Here is a 26,429-nt window from a genome sequence, read left to right as displayed (position 1 = left end):
ACGCGTCTCACGCAGAATGTCACATGTCGGCAACACGCTGTAGTGACATGTCGACATCCGAGACGCGAAAACCCCCTGGAAACAGGGGGTCTGACGGCCTTTCGACCCTGAATCACCCACAACGGCCCTGGTGAGCGATTCGCTCTCCCTGGTTATAGCCCGCTCGTGCTTGCGATTACGCGTCGATCCGGTTCGCGGACCGCAACCGCTGGAAGCTACGCGCGAGTAGCCGCGAGACGTGCATCTGGGAGACGCCGAGTTCCGCGCTGATCTGCGACTGGGTCAGATTGCTGTAGTACCGCAGCAGCAGAATGCGCTGCTCCCGCTCGGGGAGCTGGACGAGGAGGTGGCGGACGAGGTCGCGGTGCTCGACGCCGTCGAGGGCGGGGTCCTCGTAGCCGAGGCGGTCGAGGAGTCCCGGCAGGCCGTCGCCCTCCTGGGCGGCCTCCAGCGAGGTGGCGTGGTACGAGCGTCCCGCCTCGATGCAGGAGAGCACCTCCTCCTCGGTGATGCGCAGCCGTTCGGCGATCTCCGCGGTCGTCGGGGAGCGCCCGAAGGCGGTGGTGAGGTCCTCGGTCGCGCTGTTCACCTGGACCCACAGCTCGTGCAGCCGGCGCGGTACGTGGACGGTGCGGACGTTGTCGCGGAAGTACCGCTTGATCTCGCCGACGACGGTCGGCATCGCGAACGTCGGGAACTGCACGCCCCGGTCCGGGTCGAAGCGGTCGATGGCGTTGATGAGCCCGATCGTGCCGACCTGGACCACGTCCTCCATCGGCTCGTTGCGGGAGCGGAAGCGGGCGGCGGCGTAGCGCACGAGCGGGAGGTTGGCCTCGATGAGCGCCGCGCGCACGCGGGTGTGCTCCGGCGTGCCCGGGCTCAGGTTCTTCAGTTCGGCGAAGAGCACCTGGGTCAGCGCCCGGGTGTCGGCACCCCGGCTGCTGCGCTGGGGGGCGGGGGCGGGAGCGGTTTCCTGGGTGGGTTCCGGGGCGGGTTCCGGGGCCGTTTCCGGCGCGGGGGTGTCGGCGGCGTCCTGGGGTCCCTGCGGCGGTGCTTGAGGCGCAGTACTGGCCGGCACGGTCAACTCCACCTCATGATCTGTTCAAACGCATCCGTCGACTCATCCGTCAAAAGCGGTCATAGCATCACAAGACATGTGCACTGTGTGCAAGCACCGCATAAAGCCGTGTTGAGCGTTGAACGGGCGGCGAACGGCCCCTGTGACGCAGGTCGGCCCCGCACCGGAGGGGTGCGGGGCCAAACGTGCCGTGGGGCGGGGGCTAGAACTCGTAGTCGGCCATCACCCAGGTGGCGAACTCGCGCCACAGGGCGACGCCCGCCTGGTGCGCCGGGTGTTCCAGGTAGCGCCTGAGGGCGTCGGTGTCGTCCACGGCCGAGTTGATGGCGAAGTCGTAGGCGATGGGGCGGTCGCTGATGTTCCAGGCGCACTCCCAGAAGCGGAGTTCGCCGATCTGGTCGCCGAGGGCGCGGAACAGTTCGACGCCCTTGACCACGCGCGGGTCGTCGCGCTCGACGCCCTCGTTCAGCTTGAACAGGACCAGGTGCCGGATCATCGCCGTCCTCCGTTGTCCTTACTGTCCACCGTGGGCGACCCAGGACATGAAGTCGCCGATGGCCTTGGCGGCGTCGGAAATGCCCTCGAAGCCTATCTGGACGTAGTCCGCCGCCTTGGCGGGGTCCGTGATGATCAGGTACAGCACGAAGACCACGACCACATAGACGGCGATCTTCTTCGCGTTCACCGCCACCGCGGCCTCCCCTGTCGCTGGCGTCCCTGCCGGACGCCTCGGCTGTCCCGAGCGCTGCTCATGATCGCACGAAGGGCCCCGTCTTTCGACGGGGCCCTTGCAAAGAAGCGGTAGCGGAGGGATTTGAACCCTCGGTGACTTGCGCCACACTCGCTTTCGAGGCGAGCTCCTTCGGCCGCTCGGACACGCTACCGAGGGAGACCCTACCGCAAGGTGGGGCGTGCTTTGAAATCGGTATCCGGGGCCGGTGTCCGGCCGTCAGCGGTGGCGGAAGAAGTCGGTGAGCAGCCCGGCGCACTCCTCGGCCAGGACGCCCTCGATCACCTCGGGCCGGTGGTTGAGCCGGCGGTCGCGCACGACGTCCCACAGGGAGCCGGCCGCGCCCGCCTTCTCGTCGCGGGCGCCGTAGACCACCCGGTCCACCCGGGACTGCACGAGGGCGCCCGCGCACATCGTGCAGGGCTCCAGCGTGACGACGAGCGTGCAGCCGGTCAGCCGCCAGGCGCCGAGGCGTGCGGCGGCCCGCCGGATCGCCAGGACCTCGGCGTGCGCGGTCGGATCGCCGCCGGCCTCGCGCTCGTTGTGCCCGGCCGCGAGCACCGAGGTGCCGTCCGGGGACAGCACGACGGCGCCCACGGGGACGTCACCGCCCAGCGCGGCCCGGCGCGCCTCGTCCAGGGCGAGCCGCATCGGGGCCCGCCAGGGGTCGCGCACCGGGTCCGGGGCCGGCTGCGGAAGGTGCGGTGCGGTCAGCGGACGGTCTCCAGTACCTCCGAGGCGCCCAGCGACTCGGCGATCTCCATGAGCGCGTCCTCGGTCATCGAGCGCAGCTCCTTCTCGCTCACGCCGAGGTCGTCCAGGACCCCGGCGTCGCCCACCGGCCCGTGCGGCACGTCGGCGGACGAGGCGTCCGCGGCGGCGTCGGGTTCGTCGTCGCCGGGCTCACCGTCCTCCGTGCCGTCGAGGTCGAGGGCGTCCAGGTCGGGGCCGCCGGCACCGGGGTCCCGGCCGAGCAGTTCGTCGGTGAGCAGGATCTCGCCGTAGCTGCTGCGGGCAGCGGCGGCGGCGTCCGATACGTAGATGCGGGGGTCCTCCTCGCCGTCCACGCGGACGACACCGAACCACCCGCCCTCCTGCTCGATCAGGACGAGGACGGTGTCCTCGTCGGGAGAGGCTTCCCGGGCCAGGTCGGCCAGATCCGCCAGGGTCTCCACATCGTCGAGCTCCGTGTCGCTCGCTTCCCACCCGTCTTCGGTGCGCGCGAGCAGTGCGGCGAAGTACACCGTGACTCTCCCACTGGTCATAGGCGTGCCGGTTGGGGGTCCCCCCGGCGGAGGTCTCGGGCGGGCCAGGAGCGGGCTCCGAGCCCCACCCACTCGGAATCGTGGCAGAAACATGGCCGTCAGGGGACGTCTTCGGCTCCCTGTGTCCGGCCGTTTTGATCGTGGGTCCGTCCGGGGCACGGTCCCGTCCGCAAACACGCCGGAACCGCGTCACGAGGGGCCCACCAGCACAATCGTCGCCGCCACGTGCGGATCGTACGCGGCTTTTCCGCGCCGCCCGCGCACACCCGCACGACAGCAACACCGGCGCGGCGCCCGATCTTCCCGCGCCGCGCGTACTTTCCGACGCGGGCGGGCCTACCAGCGGAACGTGCGCATGCGCATCGCCCGCCGCAGCCGGGCGGTCCGGGCCCGGCGCGGCTGCACCCGGTCCCGCAGCTCCCGGGCCTCGCGCAGCTCGCGCAGGAACCGCTCCCGGCGCCGCCGCCGCTCGGCGTCCGACTGCTCCGCCCGGCCCTGTTCCGCCCGGCCCGGCTCCGCCCGGCCCTGCTCCGCCCGGCCCTGCTCTGCCGGGCCCTGCGCAGTCCCGCTCCGGACTTGCTCCGCCCGTTCCTGCCGAGTCCCGCTCCGGCCCTGCTCGGTCCATCGCTGCTCCGCCCGTGGTTCCTCACCCCGGGACGGCGTGTCGTGGAATTCCTGGTCAGGCACAGTCTCACCACCCCGCGTCCATCTCCTCCCTCTTCCCCCGTGCGGACGGTTCGACGCGGGCGAGCGGGTGAAGGTCCCGGTCGGGGCGGTTGCCGGGCGCGGGGACGCCGGGGGCGCGGGGCCCGGTTACTGTGGGGGGATGCGTCTCCACGTCGTCGACCACCCCCTGGTCGCCCACAAGCTCACCACGCTGCGCGACCGGCGCACCGACTCCGCCACCTTCCGCCGTCTCGCCGACGAGCTGGTCACCCTGCTCGCCTACGAGGCCACCCGCGACGTGCGGACCGAACAGGTCGACATCCAGACGCCGGTCGAGCAGACCACCGGCGTCAAGCTCTCCCACCCGCGCCCGCTGGTGGTGCCGATCCTGCGGGCCGGGCTCGGCATGCTCGACGGCATGGTCCGGCTGCTGCCGACCGCCGAGGTGGGCTTCCTGGGCATGGTGCGCAACGAGGAGACGCTCCAGGCCTCCACCTACGCCACCCGCATGCCGGACGACCTCTCCGGCCGTCAGGTGTACGTGCTGGACCCGATGCTGGCCACCGGCGGCACCCTGGTCGCGGCGATCCAGGAACTGATCCGGCGCGGCGCCGACGACGTGACCGCCGTGGTGCTGCTGGCCGCCCCCGAGGGCGTCGAGGTCATGGAACGCGAGCTGGCCGGCACCCCGGTGACGGTCGTGACGGCCTCGGTCGACGAGCGCCTCAACGAGCACGGCTACATCGTGCCGGGCCTCGGCGACGCGGGCGACCGGATGTACGGCGCGGCCGAGTAACCGCCGCGCCCCGCTTCTCTCAGCAGCCCTTCCCGGCACTCGGGGAGGGCTGCGGCGCGCTCAGCGCGGCCAGCGCCGTGTCGGCCGCCGCCTTCTTCGCCAGTCCCTTGAACCCGTCGCCGATGATGAGGTCGACCGCGGCGCCCTTGCGGGCCGGGTCGGTGCGGCGCTCGGCGGCCGGGAGCTGGGTGCCGAGCACGGGGAGGGTGCTCTTCAGGGCCGCGGCGGGACCGAGCAGCACACCCGTGCCGTCGACCTTCTTGTCGTACGTCGCGGGCGCGTTGCCGACGTCGCCGATCCGGAAGCCGCGCTTCTTCAGCTCGTCGGCGGTCTTCTTGGCGAGGCCGCTGCGGGTCGTGGCGTTGAGGACGTTGACGGTGACCGCCCCCGGCTTCGGTACGGCCGTGGGGGAGGGGGAGGGGGAGGCGTTGGCCTGGGCGGAGTCGGCCGGGGTGCACCGGCTCGGCCTGACGCCCGCGGCCGCGGACGCCTCGTCGCTGCCGGTGAAGACGCCGACGAGCTGCCAGACGCCCCAGCCGGACAGGCCGAGGACGGCGACGCAGGCGACGCCGAGGAAAGCGAGCCTGCCGCGCCGCCGGGAAGGCCGCATCCGCGGGTATTTGTCACCCGTGATCCGGTACTTGCCGCCCATGCCGGGGGGAGTCAGCATGCTCATGAACGCAGCGTAGTGCGACTCAGCGGCAATACCTACTAGATGATCATTCGACAGCGCGGGGCGATATCCGAATGCAACCCGAACGGGCCAAGCACCGCGTGTCGGGATGTCGGCCGGGTGTCGGCCGGGGGCCGGTCGGGGGCAGGTCGGGTGTCCGGCAGGTGTCCGCCGGGCGCGCGTCAGTCGAGTTCGAGGACGCGGGCGTGCAGCACCTGGCGCTGCTGGAGCGCGGCGCGGACCGCGCGGTGCAGGCCGTCCTCCAGGTAGAGGTCGCCCTGCCACTTCACGACGTGCGCGAAGAGGTCGCCGTAGAAGGTGGAGTCCTCGGCGAGCAGGGTCTCCAGGTCGAGCTGGCCCTTGGTCGTCACGAGCTGATCGAGGCGGACCGGGCGCGGTGCGACGTCCGCCCACTGCCGGGTGCTCTCCCGGCCGTGGTCGGGGTACGGCCGGCCGTTTCCGATGCGCTTGAAGATCACACGGAAAGCCTACCGGCCCAGACGTTCCGGGCGCAGCCATGGAGGTGGAGTGCGGGGGTCGAAAAAGGCGGAACAAAGGGCAGGTAAGGGGGAAATGGGGCAACGGCCGGGCGGGGGAGAGGGGGGTCCCGCGCCCCTCCCTCTGCCCCTGCCGTGGGTGCCGCCGCCCGTGCGATCAGCCGCGTCGGCGTTCCGGTGCGGGGTGCCGCCGTTCCTCGGGGGCGGCCGGTGCGGGCTTGGGGGTGCGTCGGCTGGCCTCCGCGCGCAGCAGGGCGCGCAGGACGGCGTACGGGTCCTTGAGCATGGGGTGTCTTCCTCGGTCCGTGCGGCAGGGATGCTGGTCGGTCGCGGGGCCGGCGGGAGGGGCCGGCCGGGCGGTCCGGTCAGCAGCGCAGGACGACGGAGCGCGTGGAGCGCGGGAAGGGTGGTGGCGGGGGCGGGGGCGCGGGCGCGGGGTGACGGGCGGTGAGCGGACGCGGTACGCGCGGGAGGAGCGGGAGGAGCGGTGCGGGGTGCCGGGGTGCGGCCGGGCGGCGGGTGGTGCGGGCCGGGGTCCGCAGGGCGGTGTCTAGGAGGTCGTACTCCGCCGCCGTACCGCCGCCGGGGCCGCCGGCGCCACCGAGGTCGCCGGCCACCGCCGCGGGCGGCAGCGCCTGCGCCTGCGCGTGCGTGCCGGGGACGAGCAGGGCGAGCAGCAGCACCAGTACCCGCGCCCAGGCGCTTCGGCGCGCGGCGAGGGTGGGGGCGTGCGGTACGGGGCTCACGTCAGGTGTGTCCCGGCCGGGCGTGTGACGCCGTACGGGAGCCGCTCGGTGACTCGGCCATGCCTCATGCTGGGACGGGCGGGCCGGATCCGCACGCCGGAGTGGTCCACCCGGGCGCCGGGCGCGCGGGGAGGGCGTCCGCTGGGCTACTTCCCCTTGGCGGCCTTCGCCGCCGCCTTCATCTCCTGCTTGTGGGCGCGGACCTTGGCCAGGGACTCCGGGCCGGTGATGTCGGCGACCGAGCGGAAGGCGGACGGCTCGCCGTAGGGGCCGGCCGCCTCGCGCCAGCCGTCCGGGCGGACGCCGAGCTGCTTGCCGAGCAGGGCGAGGAAGATCTGCGCCTTCTGCTTGCCGAAGCCGGGCAGGTCCTGGAGGCGTTTGAGCAGCTCACGTCCGTTCTCGGCGTCCCGCCAGACACCGTCGGCGGCGCCGTCGTAGTGCTCCACGAGATACCGGCACAGCTGCTGGACGCGGCCCGCCATCGACCCCGGGTAGCGGTGCACGGCCGGTTTCTCGGCGAGCAGGGCGGCGAACGCCTCCGGGTCGTACGCGGCGATGTCCTGCGCGTCCAGGTCGTCCGCGCCCATCCGGCGGGCGATGGTGGCGGGGCCCTTGAACGCCCACTCCATCGGGATCTGCTGGTCCAGCAGCATCCCGACCAGCGCGGCGAGCGGACTGCGGCCGAGCAGCTCGTCGGCCTCCGGGTCCTGGGCGAGGTGAAGGGTGACGTCCATGTCCCGATGATCGCGCGTCGGGCCCCGGGCCGCGCGCCCGGCCGTCGGCCGTCGCAGGGGGAGGGCGTACGATTCCGCCACGATGGATGAGGTTAGGTAAGGCTAACCTATGTGGGAGGTGCGGTCCGGGTGAGATCCGATGGTCAGTACCGTGCCCCGGCGGTCCCGCTCCTGCGGGCCGAGGATCCCGTCGAACTCGCCCACGCCCAGGGCAGGTTCACGGCTCGCCACCGCGGCCGGCAGCTGGAGCTGCGGCGGCACCGGGCGCAGGGCACCTCGGCCGCCTTCCTCGGGCCCGACGCGCTGTCCTGGGACCGGTTCGCCCGCCGCGCCCGACTCGCCGACACCGCCCGGCGCTGTTTCACCGCCCTGGAGGAACGGGACCCGGAGACGGCCGCGTGGGTCAGGGCGTACGTCACCGGGGTCAACGAGGGCCTCGCGGAGGGCGCCGCCGGGCCGGAGTCCGGGAGGGCGGGGCTCGCGCCCGGGCGCTGGGAGCCGTGGACGCCGCTGGCGGTCCGGCTGTCCCTGCACGTCCTCGACGCGGGGTTCCCGGCCAAGCTGTGGCGCGGGCAGGTCGCCGGGCAGCTGGGGGCGGAGGCGGTTGCCCTGTTCGGGGGCGGGGGCGAACGGCCGTACACCGACGAACGGCCGTACACCGACGTACCCGCCGCCGGTGCCGGTGCCGCCCAGTACCTGCGCCTGTCCTGCCCGGAGTTCGACGTCGTCGGTTCCGCCGAGCCCGGCGTCCCCGGTCTCGTCCGCTCCGGCCGCACCGGCACCGTCGCCTGGACGTTCACCCCCTTCACCGCCGACCGCCAGGACCTCTACCACGAGCGGCTGCGCCGCACCGGCGCCGGTGTCGAGGCGCTCGGTCCGGACGGCCGCTGGCACCGTGCCGCCCGGCACACCGAACTGGTCCGGGTCGCCGGTGAGCAGACCGTCGAGACCGAGGTCATCGAGACCGACCGGGGACCGCTGATCGCGGGCGGCCCCGAGGGCCTCGTCGACGGCACGCCCGTCGCCCTCAGCCTGCGGTACCCGGCGCGCGTCACCGCCGACCTCGGCTTCGGCGCGCTGCTGCCGCTGCTGCGGGCCCGGCGGGTCGCCGACGTGGACCGGGCCCTGGCCGCCTGGACCGAACCCGTCGGTGTCGTGCGGGCCACCGACACCGAGGGCGGCACGCTGCGCCGGGGCGCGGGCCGGGTGCCGGTCCGCGCCGACGCCAACCTCCTGCGGCCGGTGCCGGCTTGGCGCCCCGGCCACGCGTGGCACGGCTGGCGTGACTGGCACGGTGGGCACGGCCGGCGTGACTCGCACGGTGGGCACGGCCGGCGTGACTGGCACGGTGGGCACGGCCGGCGGGAGCCGTCGGAGGCCGGGGGCGTGGACGGGGCCTTGGCTGCCGGTACGGAAGACCGCCCCCTGCTCGACCGCCTCGCCGCCCTGGACGGCCTCACCCCCGGCGCCGCCGCCCTGCGCGACCGCCTGCTCGGCCGGGACCCCCGCGAAGACCCGCGCGGTGCCGCGTACACGGCGCTGCGGTCCGCCGTCGTACGGCGGCTGGCGGCCGAGCCCGCGTTCGCCGCGCTGGCCGCGCCGCCCGCGTACCCCGAGGTGTTCCAGCCCCACCTCGCCCTGGCCCCGCGCCTCGCGCACGCCCTCGGCCGGCTGCTGCGCGCCGAGACGCTGTACGGCGTCGACCGTACGGCCGTGCTGCGCGCCGCCGTCGAGGAGACGGCCGCCGCGCTCGGCCGGCCCGTCGGGCAGGGCGACGCCTGACCGTCCGCGTACGCTGCCGGGATGAGCAGTCCGCCGACCCCCGAGGACCTCGTCGCGCACTACGGGCTGGAGCCGATCCCGCGCGAGGGCGGCCTGTTCCGGCGTACCTGGGCCGGACCCGGACGTCCCGACGGCCGCCCGGAAGGCACCGCGATCGTCGCGCTGCTGACCGCCCGCCCGGACGACTTCTCCGCCCTGCACCGCCTCCCCGTCGACGAGATCTGGCACCACTACCTCGGCGACCCCCTCGGCCTGCTCCTCCTCGCCCCCGACGGCACCGCCCGTACGGCGGTCCTGGGGCCGGACGTCCTGGGCGGCCAGCACGTGCAGCTCACCGTCCCGGCCGGTACCTGGATGGGCGGCCGGGTCGCGGCGGGCGGCGCGTGGACCCTCTTCGGCTGCACGATGGCGCCCGGCTTCACCTACGCCGACTACGAGCACGGCGACCAGGCGGAACTGACGGCGCGCTACCCGGCCGAGGCGGCCCGGATCGCGGAACTGTGCCGCCCATGAGCCTCCTTCACGGACAGACCGCCCTGGTCACCGGCGCGGGCGGCGGCATCGGCCGGGGCATCGCGCTGCGCCTGGCCGAGGAGGGCGCGGCGGTCGCGGTGCACTGCCGTACGTCGGTGGCGGCGGCCGGTGAGGTCGCGGACCTGGTGCGCGGGCGCGGCGGCCGGGCCGTCGTGCTGCGGGCCGACCTCACCGACGCGGACGCGTGCCGCCGGCTGGTCGAGGAGGCCGCCGACTGGGGCGGGGGACGGCTGGACGCGCTCGTGAACAACGCGGCCGTGCAGCCGGTGCGGGAACTGCCCGGGATGACGGCCGCCGAGTGGCGGACGGTGGTCGACACCGATCTGACCAGCGTCTTCGCCTGCACCCAGGCGGCGGCGGAGGTGATGCGCCGCACCGGCACCGGCGGCACCGTCACCCACATCGCCTCCATCGAGGCGCGCGCCCCCGCCCCCGGGCACGCCCACTACGGCGCCGCCAAGGCGGCGGTCGTGGCGCACGCCCGCGCGGCGGCCCAGGAGTACGGCCCGTGGGGCGTCCGCGTCAACACCGTCTCGCCCGGCCTGACCGACCGGGAGGGTCTCGCCGAGTCCTGGCCCGAGGGCGTACGGCGCTGGCTCGACGCGGTGCCCGCCGGCCGGCTCGGGCGCCCGGAGGACGTCGGCGACGCGTGCGTGTTCCTCGCCTCCCGGCTGGCCTCCTTCGTCACCGGGCACGACCTGGTGGTGGACGGCGGGGTGTCGGCACGCCCGTCCTGGTGAGCCGGCCCGCGGCCCGGTGAGCATCCGGCCCGTCACGTCCGTACGTATCCCCGAGCCGGTGCGTCACAAGACGGGGTGGGGACGTGAGGAGTGGTGGACACCTTGGACCTGAGGGACGTCGTCGACTTCAAGGGCTGGTGCTGCTCGGCACCGTGCTGGTCCTGTTCCTCCTCCACCTCCTCGGCGCCGGACCGGCGTCCGCCCACGCCGCCCTCACCGCCACCGACCCCGCCGACGGCACCGTCCTCCCCCGAGCCCCCCGCCACCTCACCCTGACGTTCAGCGAGTCCGTCGGCCTGCGCGACGACTCGTTCCGCGTCCTCGGCCCCGACGGGCACCGCGTCCGCACCGGGGAGGCGGAGAGCGCCGACGGCCGGCCGGACACCGTCCGCGTCTCCCTGCCGGGCCCGGACCGGCTGGGCAAGGGCACGTACACGGTCGCCTGGCGGGTGGTGTCCGCCGACAGCCACCCGGTCTCCGGCGCGTTCACCTTCGCCGTGGGCGCCCCCTCCGCCACGGCCGCCCCGGTGGACCCCGGCCCGGCCGAGGACCCGCTCACCGCCGCCCTGCACGGCACCGCCCGCTACCTCGCCTACCTCGCCGGCGCCCTGCTCATCGGCACGGCGGCGTTCGTCGCGCTGTGCCGTCCGCCGGACCCCGGGCGGCTGCGTCCGCTGGCGGTGACGGGCTGGTGGACCCTGCTGGCGGCCACCGTCGCCCTGCTGATGCTGCGGGGCCCCTACGAGGCGGGCACCGGCCCGGCCGCCGCCGTCGACCCCGGCGTACTCCGCGACACCCTGACCACCCGGCCGGGGGTGCTGCTGCTGGCCCGGCTGGTGCTGCTCGGGGCAGCCGCGCTGTCGGCGGCCCGGCTGTTCCGCCCCGGCGGCGGGACCGGACGCGGCGCGCGGGCCGCGGGTGCGGCGCTGGCCGTCGTACTCGCCCTGACCTGGGCCGGTGCCGAGCACGCCGCGGCCGGCGTCCAGGTTCCGGCGGCGCTCGCGTCGGCCGTGCTGCACCTGCTGGCGACGGCCTGCTGGCTGGGCGGCCTCACGGCCCTGCTCACACTGCTGCGCCGCACTCCGACGGGCCCGGCCCTTCCGGCCGCCGTCGTCACCCGGTTCTCCCGGCTGGCCCTGACCTCGGTGGCCGTCCTCACCGCCACCGGCGTCTACCAGTCCTGGCGCGGCCTCGGCTCCTGGGCGGCGCTCACGGGCACGCCGTACGGCAGGCTGCTGCTGGCCAAGGGGGCCGCGGTGCTGGTGCTGGTGGCGGCGGCGGGGGTGTCACGGAGGTGGACGGCGAGGATCACCTCCGCACCCGAGGCCCCGCCTCTTCCCCTTCCTCTGCCTCCACCCCTGTCTCTGCTGCGCCGCTCCGTGCTCGTCGAGACGGTGGTCGCGGCCGGGGTGCTGCTGATCACCACCGTGCTCACCGGCACGGCGCCGGGCCGCGCCGAGGCCGAGGCCGGCACCGAGGCGGCCCGCGCCGTGCCGGCGGGGGCGCCGCGGCCCGCGTCCGTCACCACGATCCCCTTCGACGTCGGCACCCCGGGCGGCCGGGGAACCGTACAGCTCACCCTGGACCCCGCCCGCAGCGGCGACAACGCGGTGCAGGCCGTGGTCTTCGGCGCCGACGGCGGCCTGACCGCCGTACCCGAACTCCGCCTCACCTTCTCCCTCCCCGCCCGCGACATCGGCCCGATCGACGCCCGACTGACCGACCGGGGCGGCTACTGGAGCACCAACTCCGTCACCCTCCCCCTCCCCGGCACCTGGACGGTGCGGGCGACGGTGCGGGTGTCGGAAGTCGACCAGACGACGGGGACGGGGCGGGCGCGGGTCACGCCGTAGGCCCTCTCCCGACGCATTGACGGTCAGTACAGCGTTGGCGAGTCAGGTTGACGAACAGCCCCCCGCATGCAGTAGATCACTCTTTGGTGAGTATCCCCCGCCTGATCTCTGGCATCCACTGTGACTAAGACGTCTTCGATCACCGCCATGGCTTTGGGGGTGAATACTCCCACGACTCCGGCATTCACTGTCGCATTGGTCAGCGGGAATGCGGGCCCGATGTAATTGAGTTCGAAGTCTGTATGCTGCCGCAGGCCCGCAGACTCCAGAAAGGATATGGCTTCGTCGCGAGACATCGGTGGGTTTCGGACCGGCGGCGATGTATGAGCAGTGGGATTGAGGGTGACGCGGTAGTCGGCGATTTTCACCTGAGCCGCCGTGGACGTCCCGTTCACCAACCTGACCACCCAGGCCAACTCGCTGGAACGTCCAGCCACCTCGACTACATTGCCAGTCCATCCGAGCATGGGGCGCACCACGGACGCGTACTGCGCCCTGGCGAAGACAAGGCTCGCCGCGATAGTCGTTGCAGTGGTTGCCGATTGAGTGTCCAGCAGCTGCAATTTCCACGGCCAGGAAGAGCGCACGGAGGAAGGGAGGTTCTGGGTCACCATGACCCAGAGGAGGAGGCTCACGGACAGGCCGAGAAGAATGAGGGGAACTCTGAAGAACAGTGTGTTCCGGTGTACGCGAACTTGTGGCTCGCCTCTCATCTACCCCTCCGACTATTTCACGCAGGCATCGCTCGGCGGAGGGCGAGTGTATGAATCCGAGGCTCTCCTGCGCCAGTAGGCACAGATTCGGCGGAGCGACGTCCGTGAGGACCCGACCGGGCATGAGCGATCACGGACTTATCCGCCACCTGCGGCCAAGCTCCGTGACAGCGCCCGTACTCGGTCACGGGGTGGGAGCCCGGCGGAGCGGCCCGGATACGCGCTCGCCGCACACATGTGACGGGGGCCACATCCCGGAAGGCCGCGCAGCAAGTCGGCGGTGCGCTCCGGGAGTCGCCGCGGACGGAGGCGGACAACGTCGAAGGGCCCCACCGCGAACGGTGGGGCCCTTCGACGTTGTGCCCGGTGAGGCACTGGCGGAGGATACGAGATTCGAACTCGTGAGGGGTTGCCCCCAACACGCTTTCCAAGCGTGCGCCCTAGGCCTCTAGGCGAATCCTCCGCTGGAGACATTACATGACGTCGGAGGGTGCTCGCGAACTCGTTCCAGGGGTCGGCGATCAGGTACGCTGGGCGCAGCCCCTCACGCGGCGCTATCTGACTGAACTCCCCCAGGGCCGGAAGGCAGCAAGGGTAGGTCGGCTCTGGCGGGTGCGTGGGGGGCGTCTGCGTTTCCGGGGTTTTCGCGGGGGCGTCCGGAGGGATCTTCGCGTCGGGCCGGTTGTCAGTCGTCGCCTATAACCTCGTATGCGTGTCGTCTCTCGCGCTCTACCGCCGCTACCGCCCCGAGACCTTCGCGGAGGTCATCGGGCAGGAGCATGTCACCGACCCGCTGCAGCAGGCACTGCGGAACAACCGGGTCAATCACGCGTACCTGTTCAGTGGTCCGCGCGGCTGCGGCAAGACGACCAGCGCGCGCATCCTGGCGCGGTGTCTGAACTGCGAGCAGGGGCCGACGCCCACGCCGTGCGGGGAGTGCCAGTCGTGCCGTGACCTGGCCAGGAACGGGCCGGGTTCGATCGACGTCATCGAGATCGACGCCGCTTCGCACGGTGGCGTCGACGATGCCCGTGACCTGCGCGAGAAGGCCTTCTTCGGGCCCGCCGGCAGCCGGTACAAGATCTACATCATCGACGAGGCCCACATGGTCACGTCGGCCGGCTTCAACGCGCTGCTCAAGGTCGTCGAGGAGCCGCCGGAGCACCTCAAGTTCATCTTCGCGACCACCGAGCCCGAGAAGGTCATCGGCACCATCCGGTCGCGGACCCACCACTATCCCTTCCGGCTCGTTCCGCCCGGCACCCTGCGGGAGTACCTCGGTGAGGTGTGCGGGAAGGAGGGCATCCCCGTCGAGGACGGTGTGCTGCCGCTCGTCGTGCGGGCCGGCGCGGGGTCCGTGCGTGACTCCATGTCCGTCATGGACCAGCTGCTGGCCGGGGCCGGCGCGGACGGTGTGACGTACGCCATGGCGACCGCCCTGCTCGGCTACACGGACGGCTCGCTGCTCGACTCGGTCGTCGAGGCGTTCGCCTCGGGGGAGGGGGCGGCGGCCTTCGAGGTCGTGGACCGGGTCATCGAAGGGGGTAACGATCCGCGGCGGTTCGTGGCTGATCTGCTGGAGCGGCTGCGGGATCTGGTGATCCTCGCCGCCGTTCCGGACGCCGCCGAGAAGGGGCTCATCGATGCTCCCGCCGACGTCGTGGAGCGGATGCAGGCCCAGGCGCGGTCCTTCGGCGCCGCCGAGCTGAGCCGCGCCGCCGACCTCGTCAACGAGGGGCTCACCGAGATGCGGGGCGCCACCTCGCCGCGTCTGCAACTGGAGTTGATCTGCGCGCGCGTGCTGCTGCCGGCGGCTTACGGCGACGAGCGGTCGGTGATGGCCAGACTGGACCGTATTGAGCGTGGCGTGCACTTCTCGTCGGGGGCCGGGCTGCCGGCCGCCGGGTACATGCCGGGGCCCGACGCCCACGCCGGCGCCGGCATGGGCGTCGGCGCCGGCGCCGCGGCAGTGCCGCCGGTCGCTCCGGTGCCGCCGGGCGGCGGTGCCGCCGCGGCCCGGGCCGCGGTGCGGGGGCCCGCGGGGCAGGGTGCGGGGACGGGTGGATTCGGGGGCGCTGATGCGGGGGGCGGCGCTCCTGTCGGCCAGCGCGGGCCCGCGCCTGCGCCGGTGCCCGCGGCGGCGGAGGGGCAGGGGGGTGGTTTCGGCGGGCCCGGTGGTCCTGGTGGGTCCGGTGGTTCCGGTGGTCCTGGTGGGGCCGGTGGTTCTCGTGACGGGGCCGCCGCCGCTGCGGCTGCTTCTGCCCCGGCTCCCGCCGCCGCCCCGGCCGCTCCCGCTCCCGCTGCTCCCGCCCAGCCCTCCGCGCCCGGCGCCTGGCCCACCGCGACGCCCGCCGGGGGCGGCCGGCGGCCGGGTGGCTGGCCGACGGCGACTCCCGCGGGGGGTGCCGGGCAGCCGGCCGCCCCGTCGGCGCCGACTCCGTCGGGCGGCCCCGCCCGCCCCGACAGCAGCGCCCCGAGCCCCGCACCCGCACCCGCGTCTGCCCCTGCCCCCGCCCCCGCCCCTGGCCAGGCCCCCCCGGGCGGCGCCTTCACCGCGCCCGGCGGCCTCGACCCCCGTACGCTCTGGCCGAACATCCTGGAGGCGGTCAAGAACCGCCGCCGGTTCACCTGGATCCTGCTCAGCCAGAACGCCCAGGTCACCGGCTTCGACGGTGCCTCCCTCCGGCTCGGCTTCGTCAACGCCGGTGCTCGGGACAACTTCGTCAGCAGCGGCAGCGAGGACGTACTGCGGCAGGCCCTGAGCGAGCAGTTCAACGTCCAGTGGAAGATCGAGGCGGTCGTCGACCCGTCCGGCGGCTCCGCACCCCCGCCCCCGGCGAACCCCTCCGGAGGCCCTTCCGGTGGCGGCTACGGCGGTGGCGGCGGATACGGCGGTGGCAGCGGTGGCGGCCATGGCGGCGGCTACGGCGGTGGCGCCCCGGCCCCGCGCCCGGCGGCACCCTCGCCCACGGCACCCGCGCCCGCCCCCACGCCGCCCCCGGCATCCTCAGGGCCCGGGTCCGCGTCCGCTTCCCCGTCGTCCGGCCCCGCGCCACAGCCGCCGAGGCCACCGGCTCCCGAGCCGCCGCCCGTCTCCATCGAGGACGACATCCCCGAGGACGACGACCCCGACCTCGACGAGTCCGCCCTCTCCGGCAAGGAACTGCTCGTCCGGGAGCTGGGCGCGACGGTCGTGGAGGAGATCGCCAACGAGTGAGCGCCCACGGGGGTTCAGCGGCGTACGCGGCCCGGTGACCCCGCGCGGGCGCGCGCTCTCGGAGGATCCGACGAACCGCCGACGCCCGCCCGCTCGGCGGCCCGCACAAACCACGCCCGTCCGCTCCCGTTAGGCTGACCCCGTGAAGGTCCTCGTCATCGGCAGCGGTGCCCGCGAACACGCCCTGTGCCGTTCCCTGTCCCTCGACCCCGACGTCACCGCGCTGCACTGCGCCCCCGGCAACGCAGGCATCGCCGAGGTCGCCGAACTGCACCAGGTCGACGCGCTCGACGGCGCGGCGGTGACCGCGCTCGCCACGCGGCTCGGCGCCGAGCTGGTCGTGGTCGGCCCGGAGGCTCCCCTGGTCGCCGGGGTCGCCGACGCCGTGCGCGAGGCCGGCATCCCGGTCTTCGGCCCCTCCAAGGAGGCGGCGCAGCTGGAGGGTTCCAAGGCGTTCGCCAAGGACGTGATGGCGGCGGCCGGCGTGCCCACCGCCCGCTCCTACGTCTGCACCACCCCGGAGGAGGCCGACGCGGCCCTCGCCGCCTTCGGCGCCCCGTACGTCGTCAAGGACGACGGTCTCGCCGCCGGCAAGGGCGTCGTCGTCACCGACGACCTCGAAGCCGCCCGCGCCCACGCGCGTGCGTGCGACCGCGTCGTCATCGAGGAGTTCCTCGACGGCCCCGAGGTCTCCCTCTTCGCCATCACCGACGGGGACAACGTCCGCCCGCTCCAGCCCGCCCAGGACTTCAAGCGCGCGCTCGACGGCGACGAGGGCCCCAACACCGGCGGCATGGGCGCCTACTCCCCGCTGCCGTGGGCCGACCCGAAGCTCGTGGACGAGGTCGTGCACACCGTCCTCCAGCCGACCGTCGACGAGCTGCGCCGCCGCGGCACCCCCTTCTCGGGCCTCCTCTACGCCGGACTCGCGATCACCTCCCGCGGCATCCGCGTGATCGAGTTCAACGCCCGCTTCGGCGACCCCGAGACCCAGGTCGTACTGGCCCGCCTGCGCACCCCGCTCGCCGGGCTGCTGATGGCCGCCGCCACCGGCAACCTCGCCGACCTGGAGCCGCTGCGCTGGAGCGACGACGCGGCGGTCACCGTCGTCATCGCCTCGCACAACTACCCCGGCACCCCGCGCACCGGCGACCCGATCACCGGGCTCGACGAGGTCGCGGCCGAGCACCCCGCCGGGGACGCCCCGCACGCGTACGTGCTGCACGCCGGCACCAAGCGCGAGGGCGACGCCGTCGTCAGCGCCGGCGGACGCGTCCTGTCCGTCACGGCCACCGGCGCGGACCTCACCGAGGCCCGCGACCGCGCCTACCGGGCCGTCGCCCGCATCGGCCTCGACGGCTCCCAGCACCGCACGGACATCGCGGCGAAGGCTGCTGCCGAGGCGGCGGCCGAGGCGTAATCCGGCACCGCACGGTCACAGGTCCCGCAGGCCCCGGTTCTCCAGGAACCGGGGCCTGACGCTTGCCGTCCGTCACCCACCTCTCCCCAAAGCCATTCCATCGAGTGACCGATGCCCCATACGGCTGACGGGCCCCGAGCCCCCAACTAGGGTGCGGCGCAAGCATTCCGGCACTTGGCCCACCGCGCATTGCGATGTCAGTGGCGGGTGCCACAGTGGGGGAGTGAGCACTACCGGCAACGGGACTACCGGCAACGGCACGACAGGCAGGCGCGTCAGGTCAGTGAGGGGATGAGGTCCGGGCATGAGCGGCATGGGCGTGGAGGAGCGGGGAGCGCAGGGCGCGCGGGCCCGGGCCCTGGCCGTGCTGCGGGTCCGCAGCCGGGCCCTCGCCGTCGCGCTGCTGCCGACCGCCGCCGCGGTGATCCTGCTGGCGGGCGGCTCCACCGGCCACCTCGTCGGCGCGGGCTGGAACGCCGCGCGCTGGGCCGTGTCCGTGCTCGCCCTCCTCGTACTGCTCGCCGCCGCCGGTGTCGCCGCGGTCGTCGTCCGCGCGCGTCCCGCCGTCACCCCGACGGTCGCGATCACCGAGTCGTCGGCGCCGGACCTGTACCGGATGGTGCGCGACCTCGCCGAGCGGCTCGACGTTCCCGCCCCGTCCGCCATAGCGCTCACCCCGGACTGCGACAGCTGGCTGGAGGACCGCACCCACCGCACCCACCGGACGCACGGCCGCCCCCCGCCCCCGGCGGACCACACCGACCCGGCGGCGATCCCGGCCGGCCCGCCGAACCGCCGGCCCGCGGCCTCCTCCGCCGCTTCCACCGGTTACTCCCCTTCCGCCGCCCCCTCCTCCGAGCCTTCCGCGTCCTCCGCTTCCTCCACCGCCCCCGTCCTCGTCATCGGCTCCCCCTTCCTCTGGTGGATGCGCGTCGGTGAACTGCGCGCGGTCCTCGCCCCGGTCGTCGCCGGTACGGGACCGTCCGCGCACCCCGACATAGCCGCGGCCCGGCGCTTCGTACGGGGCCTGGACGCGGCGGTGGCGGTGGCCTCGGAGCCGAGCCGCCAGCCGCTGTCCCGTGCCGCGCGGGCAGGCGTCGGCTGGGTCGCCCGGCTGCTGCTGCGCGGCTGCCGCACGCACGCCGCCGAGATGGAACGGGGCGTCGCGGCGGCCGCCGCCGAGCGCGCACAGGCTGTGGACTACGGGCTGCGGATCGTCGCGCAGGAGCAGGTGGGCCTGGCCTACGCGGGCTGGGACCGGCTGCTGACCCGGGTGGCGCTGCCCGCCTGGCGGACGGGCCGCTGGCCCACCCGGCTGGACGCGGGCGTCGTCGCCGCGCTGACCGAGCTGTCCCGCCGCGACCGGCTGGCCGAGGGTTTCGCCTCCCGGCTGGGCGAACGCCCCGCCTGCGACCTGCTGGAGGAGCCCGGCGCGATGGACGAGGCCACCTCCCTGCTCGCCGCGCGCCTCTTCCACGGGGGCCCCGCCGAGCCCGGCGCGGACTGGGCGCCGCTGGAGTGGCACGAATACCCCGAGGAGGTCGTCGACCGCACCTGGCGCACCGACGCGGCCCGCCTCCACCGCGTCCTGGACTCCCTCGGCGTCCGCCGCACCGCCGACGGCACCGCCCCGGAGACCGACGGCCCCACCCTGGCCCGCGTCCTCGACCACCTCACGGCCCCGCCCGCCCCCCGGACCCCGGACCCGTCCCCGGCCCCGGCCCCGCCGCCGTACGGCACCCCGCCCACCACGACCGTCCCATCCACCCCGCCCACCACGACCGACGCCACCCCCCAGCAGTACGAGGCCGAGTACGAGGCCGAGTACGCGGCCGGGGCCGAGGCCGAGGACGACGACCTCGCCGGCACCACCCCCCGAGGCGCCGCCCTCGCCGCCGGCCTGACCGCCGAGCTGGCCCGCGAGGAGGCGGCCACGGCAGGGCCCCGCCCCACCGACCCCTCACTCGCCCCTGCCGCAACGGCCCTGTGGGACGACCGCCCCCTCCCCCTCCTCCCGCTGCGCCCCCCGCGCACCGGCCGCGAGATCCTCACCGATCACGTCACGGCGATGGTGTGCTGCGCGGCGATGGACACGGCGGGCGCGGCCCCCGGCCTCGACTGGCTCGACGGCCCGTCCCTGCTGATCCACGGCGAACGCGCCGCCGACCTGGCCCCCCGCATCCTCGCCCTCGTCGAGACCGGCGACCCGGACCCCCTGCGCGCCTGGCTGGCCGACCTGGGCATACGCCCGGAGAAACCGGTACGCCTGGTCTGACGCCTGGTCTGACCGACCCGAACCACCGAACCACCGAACCACCGAACCACCACCCCCACGGCCCTCACAGCCCCCTCCCGCCATTGCGGACCCTCTGATTCCACTTTGGCCCAGTTCGCGACGAACCGTGACAGCCTGCGTGCGAAATGTGATGTGCTGGGACCGATCGCGCACATGGCAATCGCGTACGTCATACGCACGACCACGGGGGCTCGAGGGAGGGGAATGACCCATGGGGTCCGAGCAGATCCGCCGATGGGAATCCGGAGCACTCGCCCACGCCGTCACCGACCCCTTCGGCCAGGGGCCGGTGCCGTGGCTGCGCGGCGGTGAGACGTACTTCGGCGACAGCGGCCAGATCGTCCCCTGGTACGTCGATCAGGACCCCGTCCAGGACCCCGCCCAGGAACCGGGCGGCGGCGGAACCCGCCGGAGGTCCCCCCGAAAGACCCCCCACCGCTCCGGCGGCGGCCCCCGCGCCGCCGACGACGTGCACCTGCAGATCAAGGGGTTCACCTCCACCGGCGCGGTCGCGCCCGGCGACGCCATCGACTTCCACATCACCGTCGACCCGCCCCAGCAGTTCTCCGTGGACGTCTACCGCATCGGCCACTACGGCGGCGACGGCGCCGCCAAGATCACCAGCAGCCCCCGCCTCTCCGGCATCGTCCAGCCCCCGCCGCTCGCCGCCGACCGCACCGTCTCCTGCCACCACTGGTGGCTGTCCTGGCGGCTCCAGGTCCCGACGTACTGGAACATCGGCGCGTACGTCGCCGTCCTCACCACCGCCGACGGCTACCGCTCCCACGTCCCCTTCACCGTCCGCGACAACCACCCCGCCGACCTCCTGCTGCTCCTGCCGGACATCACCTGGCAGGCGTACAACCTCTATCCGGAGGACGGCCGCACCGGCGCCAGCCTCTACCACGCCTGGGACAAGGACGGCCGGCTGCTCGGCGAGGCCGACGCCGCCACGACGGTCTCCTTCGACCGCCCGTACGCGGGCGCCGGCCTCCCCCTGCACGTCGGCCACGCCTACGACTTCATCCGCTTCGCCGAGCGCTACGGCTACGACCTCGCCTACGCCGACGCCAGCGACCTGCACGCCGGCCGCGTCGACCCGACCCGCTACCGGGGCCTGGTCTTCCCCGGCCACGACGAGTACTGGTCCGCCGCCATGCGCCGCACCACCGAACTCGCCCGCGAGCAGGGCACGTCCCTGGTCTTCCTCTCCGCCAACACCATGTACTGGCAGGTGGAGCTGGCCCCCTCCCCGTCCGGCGTCCCCGACCGCCTGCTCACCTGCCGCAAACGCCAGGGCCCCGGCAAACCGGTGCTGTGGCGCGAGATCGACCGCCCCGAGCAGGAGATACTCGGCATCCAGTACGCGGGCCGCGTCCCCGAGCCGCATCCGCTGATCGTCCGCAACGCCGACCACTGGCTGTGGGAGGGCACCGGCGCCCACGAGGGCGACCCGATCGAGAACCTGGTCGCGGGCGAGGCCGACCGCTACTTCCCGCGCGCCCCGCTCCCCCCGTACGACGAACGGGTGCTGCTCGCGCACTCCCCGTACGAGGACGCCGACGGCGTCCGGCGCCACCAGGAGACCTCCCTGTACCGGGCGCCGTCCGGCGCCTGGATATTCGCGTCCGGAACGTTCGCCTGGTCCCCGGCCCTGGACCGCCCCGGCCACGTCGACCCCCGTGTGCAGCGCGCCACCGCCAACCTGATGGACCGCATCTGCAAACGCGAGTGACCACCACCGCCCCCCTGTCCGCCCCCGCCCCGCCGTACGGGAGAATGCGGAGGCATTGGACAGAACCACGGGGAGGAACCGTGTCCGGATTCGTCGAAAAGCCCGAACCGCTCAAGGTCCCGGGCCTGGTACATCTGCACACCGGCAAGGTGCGCGAGCTGTACCGCAACGAGGCGGGCGACCTCGTGATGGTCGCCAGCGACCGCATCTCCGCCTACGACTGGGTACTGCCCACCGAGATCCCCGACAAGGGCCGGGTCCTCACCCAGCTCTCCCTGTGGTGGTTCGACCAGCTCGCCGACCTGGTCCCGAGCCACGTCCTGAGCACCGAACTCCCGCCCGGCGCCCCCGCCGACTGGCAGGGCCGCGCCCTGGTCTGCAAGTCCCTGGACATGGTCCCGGTGGAGTGCGTGGCCCGCGGCTACCTCACCGGCTCGGGCCTCGCGGAGTACGACGAGTCCCGTACCGTCTGCGGCCTCGCCCTCCCCGAGGGCCTGGTCGACGGCTCGGAGCTGCCCGCCCCGATCTTCACCCCGGCCACCAAGGCCGAGGTCGGCGAGCACGACGAGAACGTCTCCTACGAGGAGGTCGCCCGCCAGGTCGGCGCCGACACCGCCGCCCGGCTGCGCCAGGCGACCCTCGCCGTGTACTCCCGCGCCCGGGACATCGCCCGCGACCGGGGGATCATCCTGGCCGACACCAAGTTCGAGTTCGGCTTCGACGGGGAGGAGCTGATCCTCGCCGACGAGGTCCTCACCCCGGACTCCTCCCGCTTCTGGCCGGCCGACCGGTGGCAGCCGGGACGCGCGCAGCCGTCGTACGACAAGCAGTACGTCCGCGACTGGCTGACCTCGGCGGAGTCCGGCTGGGACCGCAGGAGCGAGCAGCCCCCGCCGCCGCTGCCGCAGCAGGTCGTGGACGCGACCCGCGCCAAGTACATCGAGGCGTACGAGCGCCTGACGGGCCTCGGCTGGAGCTAGCTCCCCGGCTCCCGAGGGACAACGAAAAGCCCCCGGCCGAAACCGGGGGCTGATCGGACTGATCGAACTGGAGCGAACGACGAGGTTCGAACTCGCGACCTCAACCTTGGCAAGGTTGCGCTCTACCAACTGAGCTACGTTCGCAGGTGCTCCGCTCCGTGCGGTGCGAGCACCACTATACCCAACCCCGCTCGCGCGCGAGACGCACCGCGGCATGACGGTTCTCCGCCCCGAGCTTCGTCGCCGCCGACGACAGGTAGTTCCGTACCGTCCCCTCCGCGAGCGCGGCCCGCTCGGCGATCTCCGCGACCGGCGCCCCGTCGGCCGCCAGCTCCAGCACCTCGGCCTCGCGGGCGGTCAGCGGCGAGTCCCCGGCGGAGATCGCGTCGGCGGCCAACTCCGGGTCGACGTAGCGGTTTCCGGCGTGCACCGTGCGGATGATCTCGGCGAGCCGCTGGGCGCTCACGGTCTTCGGCACGAACCCGCGCACCCCGGCCGCCAGGGCCCGCTTCAGATGTCCGGGCCGTCCGTGACTGGTCACGATCAGCACCTTGCAGCCGGGCAGCTCGGACCGCAGCGATGTGGCCACCCTCACACCGTCCGCGCCGGGCATCTGGAGGTCCAGGACCGCCACGTCGGGCTCGTGCGCCCGGGCCATCGCCAGCGCCTCGGGTCCGGTGGCCGCCTCGGCGATCACCAGGAGGTCGTCCTCCAGGGAGAGCAGCGCGGCCAGCGCCCCGCGGATGAGGTGCTCGTCGTCGGCGAGCAGGACCCGTACGGCGTCGCTCACGGCGTGACCTCCGCTCCGGCGCCCGCCCGCAGCGGCACCCGCGCCACCACCCGGAACACGCCCCCGTCGGCCCGCCCCGCCTCCAGCGTCCCGTCCACCGCGCTCAGCCGCTCCCGCAGCCCCGCCAGCCCCGAACCGCCGCGCCCGCCGGCCGCTCCGCCGGACGCCCCGCCGCCTGTCCCGGACGGCTGTGCCGCGCCGTCGTTCTCCACGGTCAGTACCACTCGCTCTCCGGTCGTCCGAACCGTCACGGCGCACCGCTCAGCCGCCCCGTGCCGCAGTACGTTGGTGGTCGCCTCCCGCACCACCCAGCCGAGCGCCGACTGCACCCGGGCGGGCAGCCCGGCCGTCTCGCCGCTCACCTCGCAGGCGATGCCCGCGGCGTCCAGCACCCCCCGCGCACCGGTGAGTTCGGCCTCCAGGTCGGCCTCCCGGTACCCCCGTACGACGTCCCGCACCTCCCGCTGCGACTCCCGGGCGATGCGCTGCACCTCGATCATCTGCTCCACGCCCTCGGGCCGCTCGCGCCGGGTCAGCTGGACGGCCAGTTCGCTCTTGAGCGCGATCACGGCCAGGTTCCGCCCGATCACGTCGTGCAGGTCCCGGCCGAACCGCAGCCGTTCCTCGGCGACCGCCAGCCGGGCCCGGGTCTCGCGGGCCTCGTCGAGTTCGAAGACCGCGTTGAGCAGCCAGACCGAGAAGACCGAGGTGAAGGCCAGGAATCCCGCGCCGCACAGCACGGTGCCCACGGTGACCACGGCGGCGGCCAGGGGCGCGCCCAGCAGCAGCGCCCCGGCGCCCGAGCCCAGCGCGAAGCCGCAGACCAGCACGGCCACCTGCCGCCGCCGGTCCATGCCGAGCGTCATGATCCCGACGCCGAAGGTGACGATGACGCCGAAGCTGCTGCCCACCGCGGTGGCGGCCTTCTCACCGGGCCGGAACTCGGCGAACGCGAGCGCGCCGGCGGCCAGCGCGGCGGTGAGGCCGCCGAGGGCCCACAGCAGCCGCACCGGCCGGGCCCGCCGCCCGCGGGTCCAGTCCAGCGCCTGCGAGGCGGTCACCAGGCAGAGCGCGGTGTGCGCGACGACCGCCAGGCACAGCACCCCCGCGAGCTCGACGTCGACCTGGGCGAACCCCGTCAGCCCGGCCACGGTGACCTCGATCAGCCCGAAGAAGTGGAACGACCACCGGGTGTACGTCTCCACCTTCGCCGGCGTGGTCTTCCGCCGCCACCAGCCACCCGGCCTGCGCATCCCTCGTCTCCCCGCCCTGTCTCGGTTCCTGGACCAGTGGTCTCTGTCCCGGTCTCAGCGCCGCGGTTCCCACCGGAACCACCGGCGTACAGCAAACACCGCGAACACGGTCCAGGCCACCGCCGTCGCCGCGGCGCCCAGCGCCTCGCCGGCCGACAGGTCCCCGGTCCAGCCGCCGCGGACCAGGGTGACGACCGGGGTCAGCGGCAGCAGTTCGCACACGGCGGCCACCTTGTCGGGGAGCAGCTCCAGCGGGACGAACATGCCCGAGGCCATCATCGAGACGAACGTCAGCGGCAGCGGCGTGACCTGGGCGCTCTCGCTGGTGCGGGTGAAACTCGCGGTGACGGCGGCGAGCGCCGCGCACATCACCAGCCCCAGCAGCAGCCCGAGCACGGCCAGGTGGGGCGCGGACGGCACGGACAGGTCCAGGAGCACCCAGCAGCCCGCCGTCAGCAGCAGGGACTGCACCAGGCCGGTGAGGACGGACGGCAGCGCGGAGCCGGCCAGGATCTCGGCGTCCCGCGGTTCGCCGGTGCGCAGCCGTTTGAGGACGAGTTCCTCGCGCCGCACGACGAAGACGCCGACCAGGGCCGAGTACACGGCGAAGACCAGGGAGAAGCCGATCGCGGCGGGCAGCACGACAGTACCGATGGTCAGTCCGGCCTCGGCGAGGTCCATCTCCTTCGCCGCCTCCCGCACGCTGAACGGCAGCACCAGCGGCACGAACACCGCGGCGAAGAGGGTGCCCTTGCTCCGCCCGAGCAGGGTCAGTTCGGCGCGGGCGAGGGCGGTCATGCGCCGCGCCGGCGTGGTGACGGGGGCGTGCGCCCGGGTCTGGGCGGTGCCGGTGGCGCTCATGCCGCGTACTCCTTCGTCGTCGTGCCCGCGGCCGGGTCCGCCGCCGCTTCCTTCGCTATCCCGAGGAACGCCTCCTCCAGGGAGGCCGACCGCACGTCCAGGCGGCGCAGCCGCACCCCGGCGCGTTCGGCCCACACCAGCAGTCCGGTGGCCGCGCGCTGGAGGTCGTGGGTGCGCAGCCGGACGAGCCGGCCGTCGACCTCGTGTCCGCTGACGCCGAGTTCGCCGAGCGGCGGCAGGTCGCCGGGGAAGTACCCCTCGGGCAGCTCGAAGGAGATCCGGGACGGCCGGGAGGCGGTCACCTCGTCGGGGGTGCCGGTGGCGGCGATCCGGCCCTCGTGCATGATCGCGAGGCGGTCGGCGAGGTTCTCGGCCTCCTCCAGGTAGTGCGTCGTCAGCAGCACCGTCGTACCGCGGTCGCGCAGCGCGCTCACCAACTCCCAGGTGTCCCGCCGTCCTTCGGCGTCCAGGCCGGTGGTGGGTTCGTCGAGGAAGAGCACCTCGGGGGAGCCGAGCAGGGCCAGCGCCAGGTCGAGGCGGCGCCGCTGGCCGCCGGAGAGCTGCTTGACCCGGGTACGGGCCTTGGCCTGGAGGCCGACCAGTTCCAGCACCTCCGCCTCCGGCCGGGCCCCGCTCACGCACCCCGCCCACATCCGCGCGGTCTCGGCGACGGTCAGCTCGGACGGGAAGCCGCCCTCCTGGAGCATCACCCCGGTACGGGGCCGTACGGCGGCCCGCTCGGTGTACGGGTCGTGCCCGAGCACCCGGATCCGCCCGCCGGTCGGCGCGGCGAGGCCCTCCAGCAGTTCGACCGTGGACGTCTTGCCGGCGCCGTTGGTGCCGAGCAGCGCGAAGATCTCGCCGCGGCGCACGCTGAAGCCGATGCCGCGCACCGCCTCGAACCCGCCCCCGTACACACGCCGCAGGTCGGTGACCTCAATCACGTGTTCGTGTTCGTTCGCATCCATGCCCCAAGGCTCCCCGCGGAACGGGCCCGACGGCAGTGCGCGGCATCATCACTCGCCATGACAAATGTCAGACGGGACCGGGCACTTGCCCGAGGCGCACGG

General features: G+C 74.0%; 26 protein-coding genes, 3 tRNA genes and 1 other RNA gene. 11 read left to right on the top strand and 19 right to left on the bottom strand.

Features of this window, described 5'->3' with window-relative positions; all coding sequences use genetic code 11:
- Positions 1-175: 175 nt before the first annotated feature.
- The 7 genes from ACIQR3_RS15420 to ACIQR3_RS15390 all read right to left on the bottom strand — a co-directional run bounded on the left by ACIQR3_RS15420 (position 176) and on the right by ACIQR3_RS15390 (position 3,760).
- Positions 176-1,078, bottom strand: coding sequence for a SigB/SigF/SigG family RNA polymerase sigma factor (locus tag ACIQR3_RS15420; RefSeq protein WP_403538593.1), 903 nt, complete (start codon positions 1,076-1,078; stop codon positions 176-178).
- 202 nt (positions 1,079-1,280) lie between these two features.
- The gene (locus ACIQR3_RS15415) at positions 1,281-1,574 is read right to left on the bottom strand and encodes a Dabb family protein (protein ID WP_403538591.1); all 294 of its coding nucleotides are present in this window, start codon (positions 1,572-1,574) and stop codon (positions 1,281-1,283) included.
- Between the two features lie 18 nt (positions 1,575-1,592).
- Positions 1,593-1,769, bottom strand: coding sequence for a hypothetical protein (locus ACIQR3_RS15410; protein WP_215174105.1), 177 nt, complete (start codon positions 1,767-1,769; stop codon positions 1,593-1,595).
- Between the two features lie 108 nt (positions 1,770-1,877).
- Positions 1,878-1,962, bottom strand: a tRNA-Ser gene (locus tag ACIQR3_RS15405).
- A 65-nt stretch (positions 1,963-2,027) separates the two neighbouring features.
- Positions 2,028-2,459 carry a tRNA adenosine(34) deaminase TadA gene (tadA, locus tag ACIQR3_RS15400; protein WP_403539270.1) on the bottom strand — a complete coding sequence of 144 codons (432 nt, stop codon included), beginning with the start codon at positions 2,457-2,459 and terminating at the stop codon, positions 2,028-2,030.
- 59 nt (positions 2,460-2,518) lie between these two features.
- The gene (locus ACIQR3_RS15395) at positions 2,519-3,052 is read right to left on the bottom strand and encodes a hypothetical protein (RefSeq protein ID WP_403539267.1); all 534 of its coding nucleotides are present in this window, start codon (positions 3,050-3,052) and stop codon (positions 2,519-2,521) included.
- Positions 3,053-3,409: 357 nt separating this feature from the next.
- Positions 3,410-3,760, bottom strand: coding sequence for a hypothetical protein (locus ACIQR3_RS15390; RefSeq protein WP_403538589.1), 351 nt, complete (start codon positions 3,758-3,760; stop codon positions 3,410-3,412).
- 139 nt (positions 3,761-3,899) lie between these two features.
- On the opposite strand from ACIQR3_RS15390, the gene upp reads away from it, so the two are divergent.
- The gene (gene upp / locus ACIQR3_RS15385; RefSeq protein ID WP_215174692.1) at positions 3,900-4,535 is read left to right on the top strand and encodes a uracil phosphoribosyltransferase; all 636 of its coding nucleotides are present in this window, start codon (positions 3,900-3,902) and stop codon (positions 4,533-4,535) included.
- A 19-nt stretch (positions 4,536-4,554) separates the two neighbouring features.
- Here the strand turns inward: upp and ACIQR3_RS15380 are convergent, their stop codons facing one another.
- The 5 genes from ACIQR3_RS15380 to ACIQR3_RS15360 all read right to left on the bottom strand — a co-directional run bounded on the left by ACIQR3_RS15380 (position 4,555) and on the right by ACIQR3_RS15360 (position 7,185).
- Positions 4,555-5,187: a LytR C-terminal domain-containing protein gene (locus ACIQR3_RS15380; RefSeq protein ID WP_403539264.1), complete on the bottom strand. Its 633-nt coding sequence runs from the start codon at positions 5,185-5,187 to the stop codon at positions 4,555-4,557.
- Positions 5,188-5,390: 203 nt separating this feature from the next.
- A complete protein-coding gene (locus ACIQR3_RS15375) occupies positions 5,391-5,687 on the bottom strand; it encodes a type II toxin-antitoxin system VapB family antitoxin (RefSeq protein WP_003999914.1) in 297 nt (98 codons plus the stop codon).
- Positions 5,688-5,862: 175 nt separating this feature from the next.
- Positions 5,863-5,991: a hypothetical protein gene (locus ACIQR3_RS15370; protein ID WP_403538585.1), complete on the bottom strand. Its 129-nt coding sequence runs from the start codon at positions 5,989-5,991 to the stop codon at positions 5,863-5,865.
- Positions 5,992-6,070: 79 nt separating this feature from the next.
- Positions 6,071-6,451 carry a hypothetical protein gene (locus tag ACIQR3_RS15365; protein ID WP_403538582.1) on the bottom strand — a complete coding sequence of 127 codons (381 nt, stop codon included), beginning with the start codon at positions 6,449-6,451 and terminating at the stop codon, positions 6,071-6,073.
- A gap of 146 nt (positions 6,452-6,597) precedes the next feature.
- On the bottom strand, positions 6,598-7,185 hold the full coding sequence (locus ACIQR3_RS15360; protein ID WP_403538580.1) for an HhH-GPD-type base excision DNA repair protein: 588 nt from the start codon (positions 7,183-7,185) through the stop codon (positions 6,598-6,600).
- 129 nt (positions 7,186-7,314) lie between these two features.
- On the opposite strand from ACIQR3_RS15360, the gene ACIQR3_RS15355 reads away from it, so the two are divergent.
- The 4 genes from ACIQR3_RS15355 to ACIQR3_RS15340 all read left to right on the top strand — a co-directional run bounded on the left by ACIQR3_RS15355 (position 7,315) and on the right by ACIQR3_RS15340 (position 12,094).
- Positions 7,315-8,967: a penicillin acylase family protein gene (locus ACIQR3_RS15355; RefSeq protein WP_403538577.1), complete on the top strand. Its 1,653-nt coding sequence runs from the start codon at positions 7,315-7,317 to the stop codon at positions 8,965-8,967.
- A gap of 21 nt (positions 8,968-8,988) precedes the next feature.
- Positions 8,989-9,480 (top strand): cupin domain-containing protein, encoded by a 492-nt coding sequence (locus ACIQR3_RS15350; RefSeq protein WP_403538575.1) that lies wholly within the window; start codon positions 8,989-8,991, stop codon positions 9,478-9,480.
- Positions 9,477-10,241: an SDR family NAD(P)-dependent oxidoreductase gene (locus ACIQR3_RS15345; RefSeq protein WP_403538572.1), complete on the top strand. Its 765-nt coding sequence runs from the start codon at positions 9,477-9,479 to the stop codon at positions 10,239-10,241. The genes ACIQR3_RS15350 and ACIQR3_RS15345 overlap by 4 nt, the downstream gene beginning before the upstream one ends.
- 137 nt (positions 10,242-10,378) lie before the next feature.
- Positions 10,379-12,094 carry a copper resistance CopC/CopD family protein gene (locus ACIQR3_RS15340; RefSeq protein ID WP_403538570.1) on the top strand — a complete coding sequence of 572 codons (1,716 nt, stop codon included), beginning with the start codon at positions 10,379-10,381 and terminating at the stop codon, positions 12,092-12,094.
- A 23-nt stretch (positions 12,095-12,117) separates the two neighbouring features.
- Here ACIQR3_RS15340 and ACIQR3_RS15335 read toward each other — a convergent pair whose 3' ends face one another.
- Both ACIQR3_RS15335 and ACIQR3_RS15330 read right to left on the bottom strand, forming a co-directional pair.
- Positions 12,118-12,708, bottom strand: a complete 591-nt coding sequence (locus tag ACIQR3_RS15335) for a hypothetical protein (protein ID WP_403538567.1) — start codon at positions 12,706-12,708, stop codon at positions 12,118-12,120.
- 474 nt (positions 12,709-13,182) lie between these two features.
- Positions 13,183-13,270 (bottom strand) — tRNA-Ser (locus ACIQR3_RS15330).
- 72 nt (positions 13,271-13,342) lie between these two features.
- Between ACIQR3_RS15330 and ffs the strand changes: the two genes are divergently transcribed.
- The 6 genes from ffs to ACIQR3_RS15300 all read left to right on the top strand — a co-directional run bounded on the left by ffs (position 13,343) and on the right by ACIQR3_RS15300 (position 22,455).
- Positions 13,343-13,439: signal recognition particle sRNA small type (ffs, locus tag ACIQR3_RS15325), an RNA gene on the top strand.
- A gap of 80 nt (positions 13,440-13,519) precedes the next feature.
- Complete coding sequence (locus ACIQR3_RS15320; RefSeq protein ID WP_403538564.1) at positions 13,520-16,024, top strand: DNA polymerase III subunit gamma and tau; 2,505 nt, start codon at positions 13,520-13,522, stop codon at positions 16,022-16,024.
- A gap of 142 nt (positions 16,025-16,166) precedes the next feature.
- Entirely contained in the window at positions 16,167-17,444 is a 1,278-nt protein-coding gene (gene purD, locus ACIQR3_RS15315; protein WP_403538562.1) for a phosphoribosylamine--glycine ligase, read from the top strand.
- Between the two features lie 304 nt (positions 17,445-17,748).
- Positions 17,749-19,719: a hypothetical protein gene (locus ACIQR3_RS15310; protein ID WP_403538559.1), complete on the top strand. Its 1,971-nt coding sequence runs from the start codon at positions 17,749-17,751 to the stop codon at positions 19,717-19,719.
- A 232-nt stretch (positions 19,720-19,951) separates the two neighbouring features.
- Positions 19,952-21,475 carry a N,N-dimethylformamidase beta subunit family domain-containing protein gene (locus ACIQR3_RS15305; protein WP_403538557.1) on the top strand — a complete coding sequence of 508 codons (1,524 nt, stop codon included), beginning with the start codon at positions 19,952-19,954 and terminating at the stop codon, positions 21,473-21,475.
- 80 nt (positions 21,476-21,555) lie between these two features.
- The gene (locus ACIQR3_RS15300; protein ID WP_403538554.1) at positions 21,556-22,455 is read left to right on the top strand and encodes a phosphoribosylaminoimidazolesuccinocarboxamide synthase; all 900 of its coding nucleotides are present in this window, start codon (positions 21,556-21,558) and stop codon (positions 22,453-22,455) included.
- A gap of 68 nt (positions 22,456-22,523) precedes the next feature.
- On the opposite strand, the gene ACIQR3_RS15295 is transcribed toward ACIQR3_RS15300, so the two are convergent.
- The 5 genes from ACIQR3_RS15295 to ACIQR3_RS15275 all read right to left on the bottom strand — a co-directional run bounded on the left by ACIQR3_RS15295 (position 22,524) and on the right by ACIQR3_RS15275 (position 26,327).
- Positions 22,524-22,599: transfer RNA gene (locus tag ACIQR3_RS15295), tRNA-Gly, on the bottom strand.
- A 31-nt stretch (positions 22,600-22,630) separates the two neighbouring features.
- Entirely contained in the window at positions 22,631-23,245 is a 615-nt protein-coding gene (locus ACIQR3_RS15290) for a response regulator transcription factor (RefSeq protein WP_215172373.1), read from the bottom strand.
- Positions 23,242-24,498 (bottom strand): sensor histidine kinase, encoded by a 1,257-nt coding sequence (locus ACIQR3_RS15285; protein ID WP_403538551.1) that lies wholly within the window; start codon positions 24,496-24,498, stop codon positions 23,242-23,244. Before ACIQR3_RS15285 ends, ACIQR3_RS15290 begins: the two co-directional genes overlap by 4 nt.
- Positions 24,499-24,552: 54 nt before the next feature.
- Entirely contained in the window at positions 24,553-25,359 is an 807-nt protein-coding gene (locus ACIQR3_RS15280) for an ABC transporter permease (RefSeq protein ID WP_403538548.1), read from the bottom strand.
- Positions 25,356-26,327 (bottom strand): ABC transporter ATP-binding protein, encoded by a 972-nt coding sequence (locus tag ACIQR3_RS15275; protein ID WP_403538546.1) that lies wholly within the window; start codon positions 26,325-26,327, stop codon positions 25,356-25,358. Before ACIQR3_RS15275 ends, ACIQR3_RS15280 begins: the two co-directional genes overlap by 4 nt.
- Between the last annotated feature and the right edge of the window lie 102 nt (positions 26,328-26,429).

The organism is Streptomyces sp. NPDC090994 (assembly GCF_044768905.1).
GTDB lineage: Bacteria > Actinomycetota > Actinomycetes > Streptomycetales > Streptomycetaceae > Streptomyces.
This window is presented reverse-complemented; position numbering and strand designations above follow the sequence as displayed.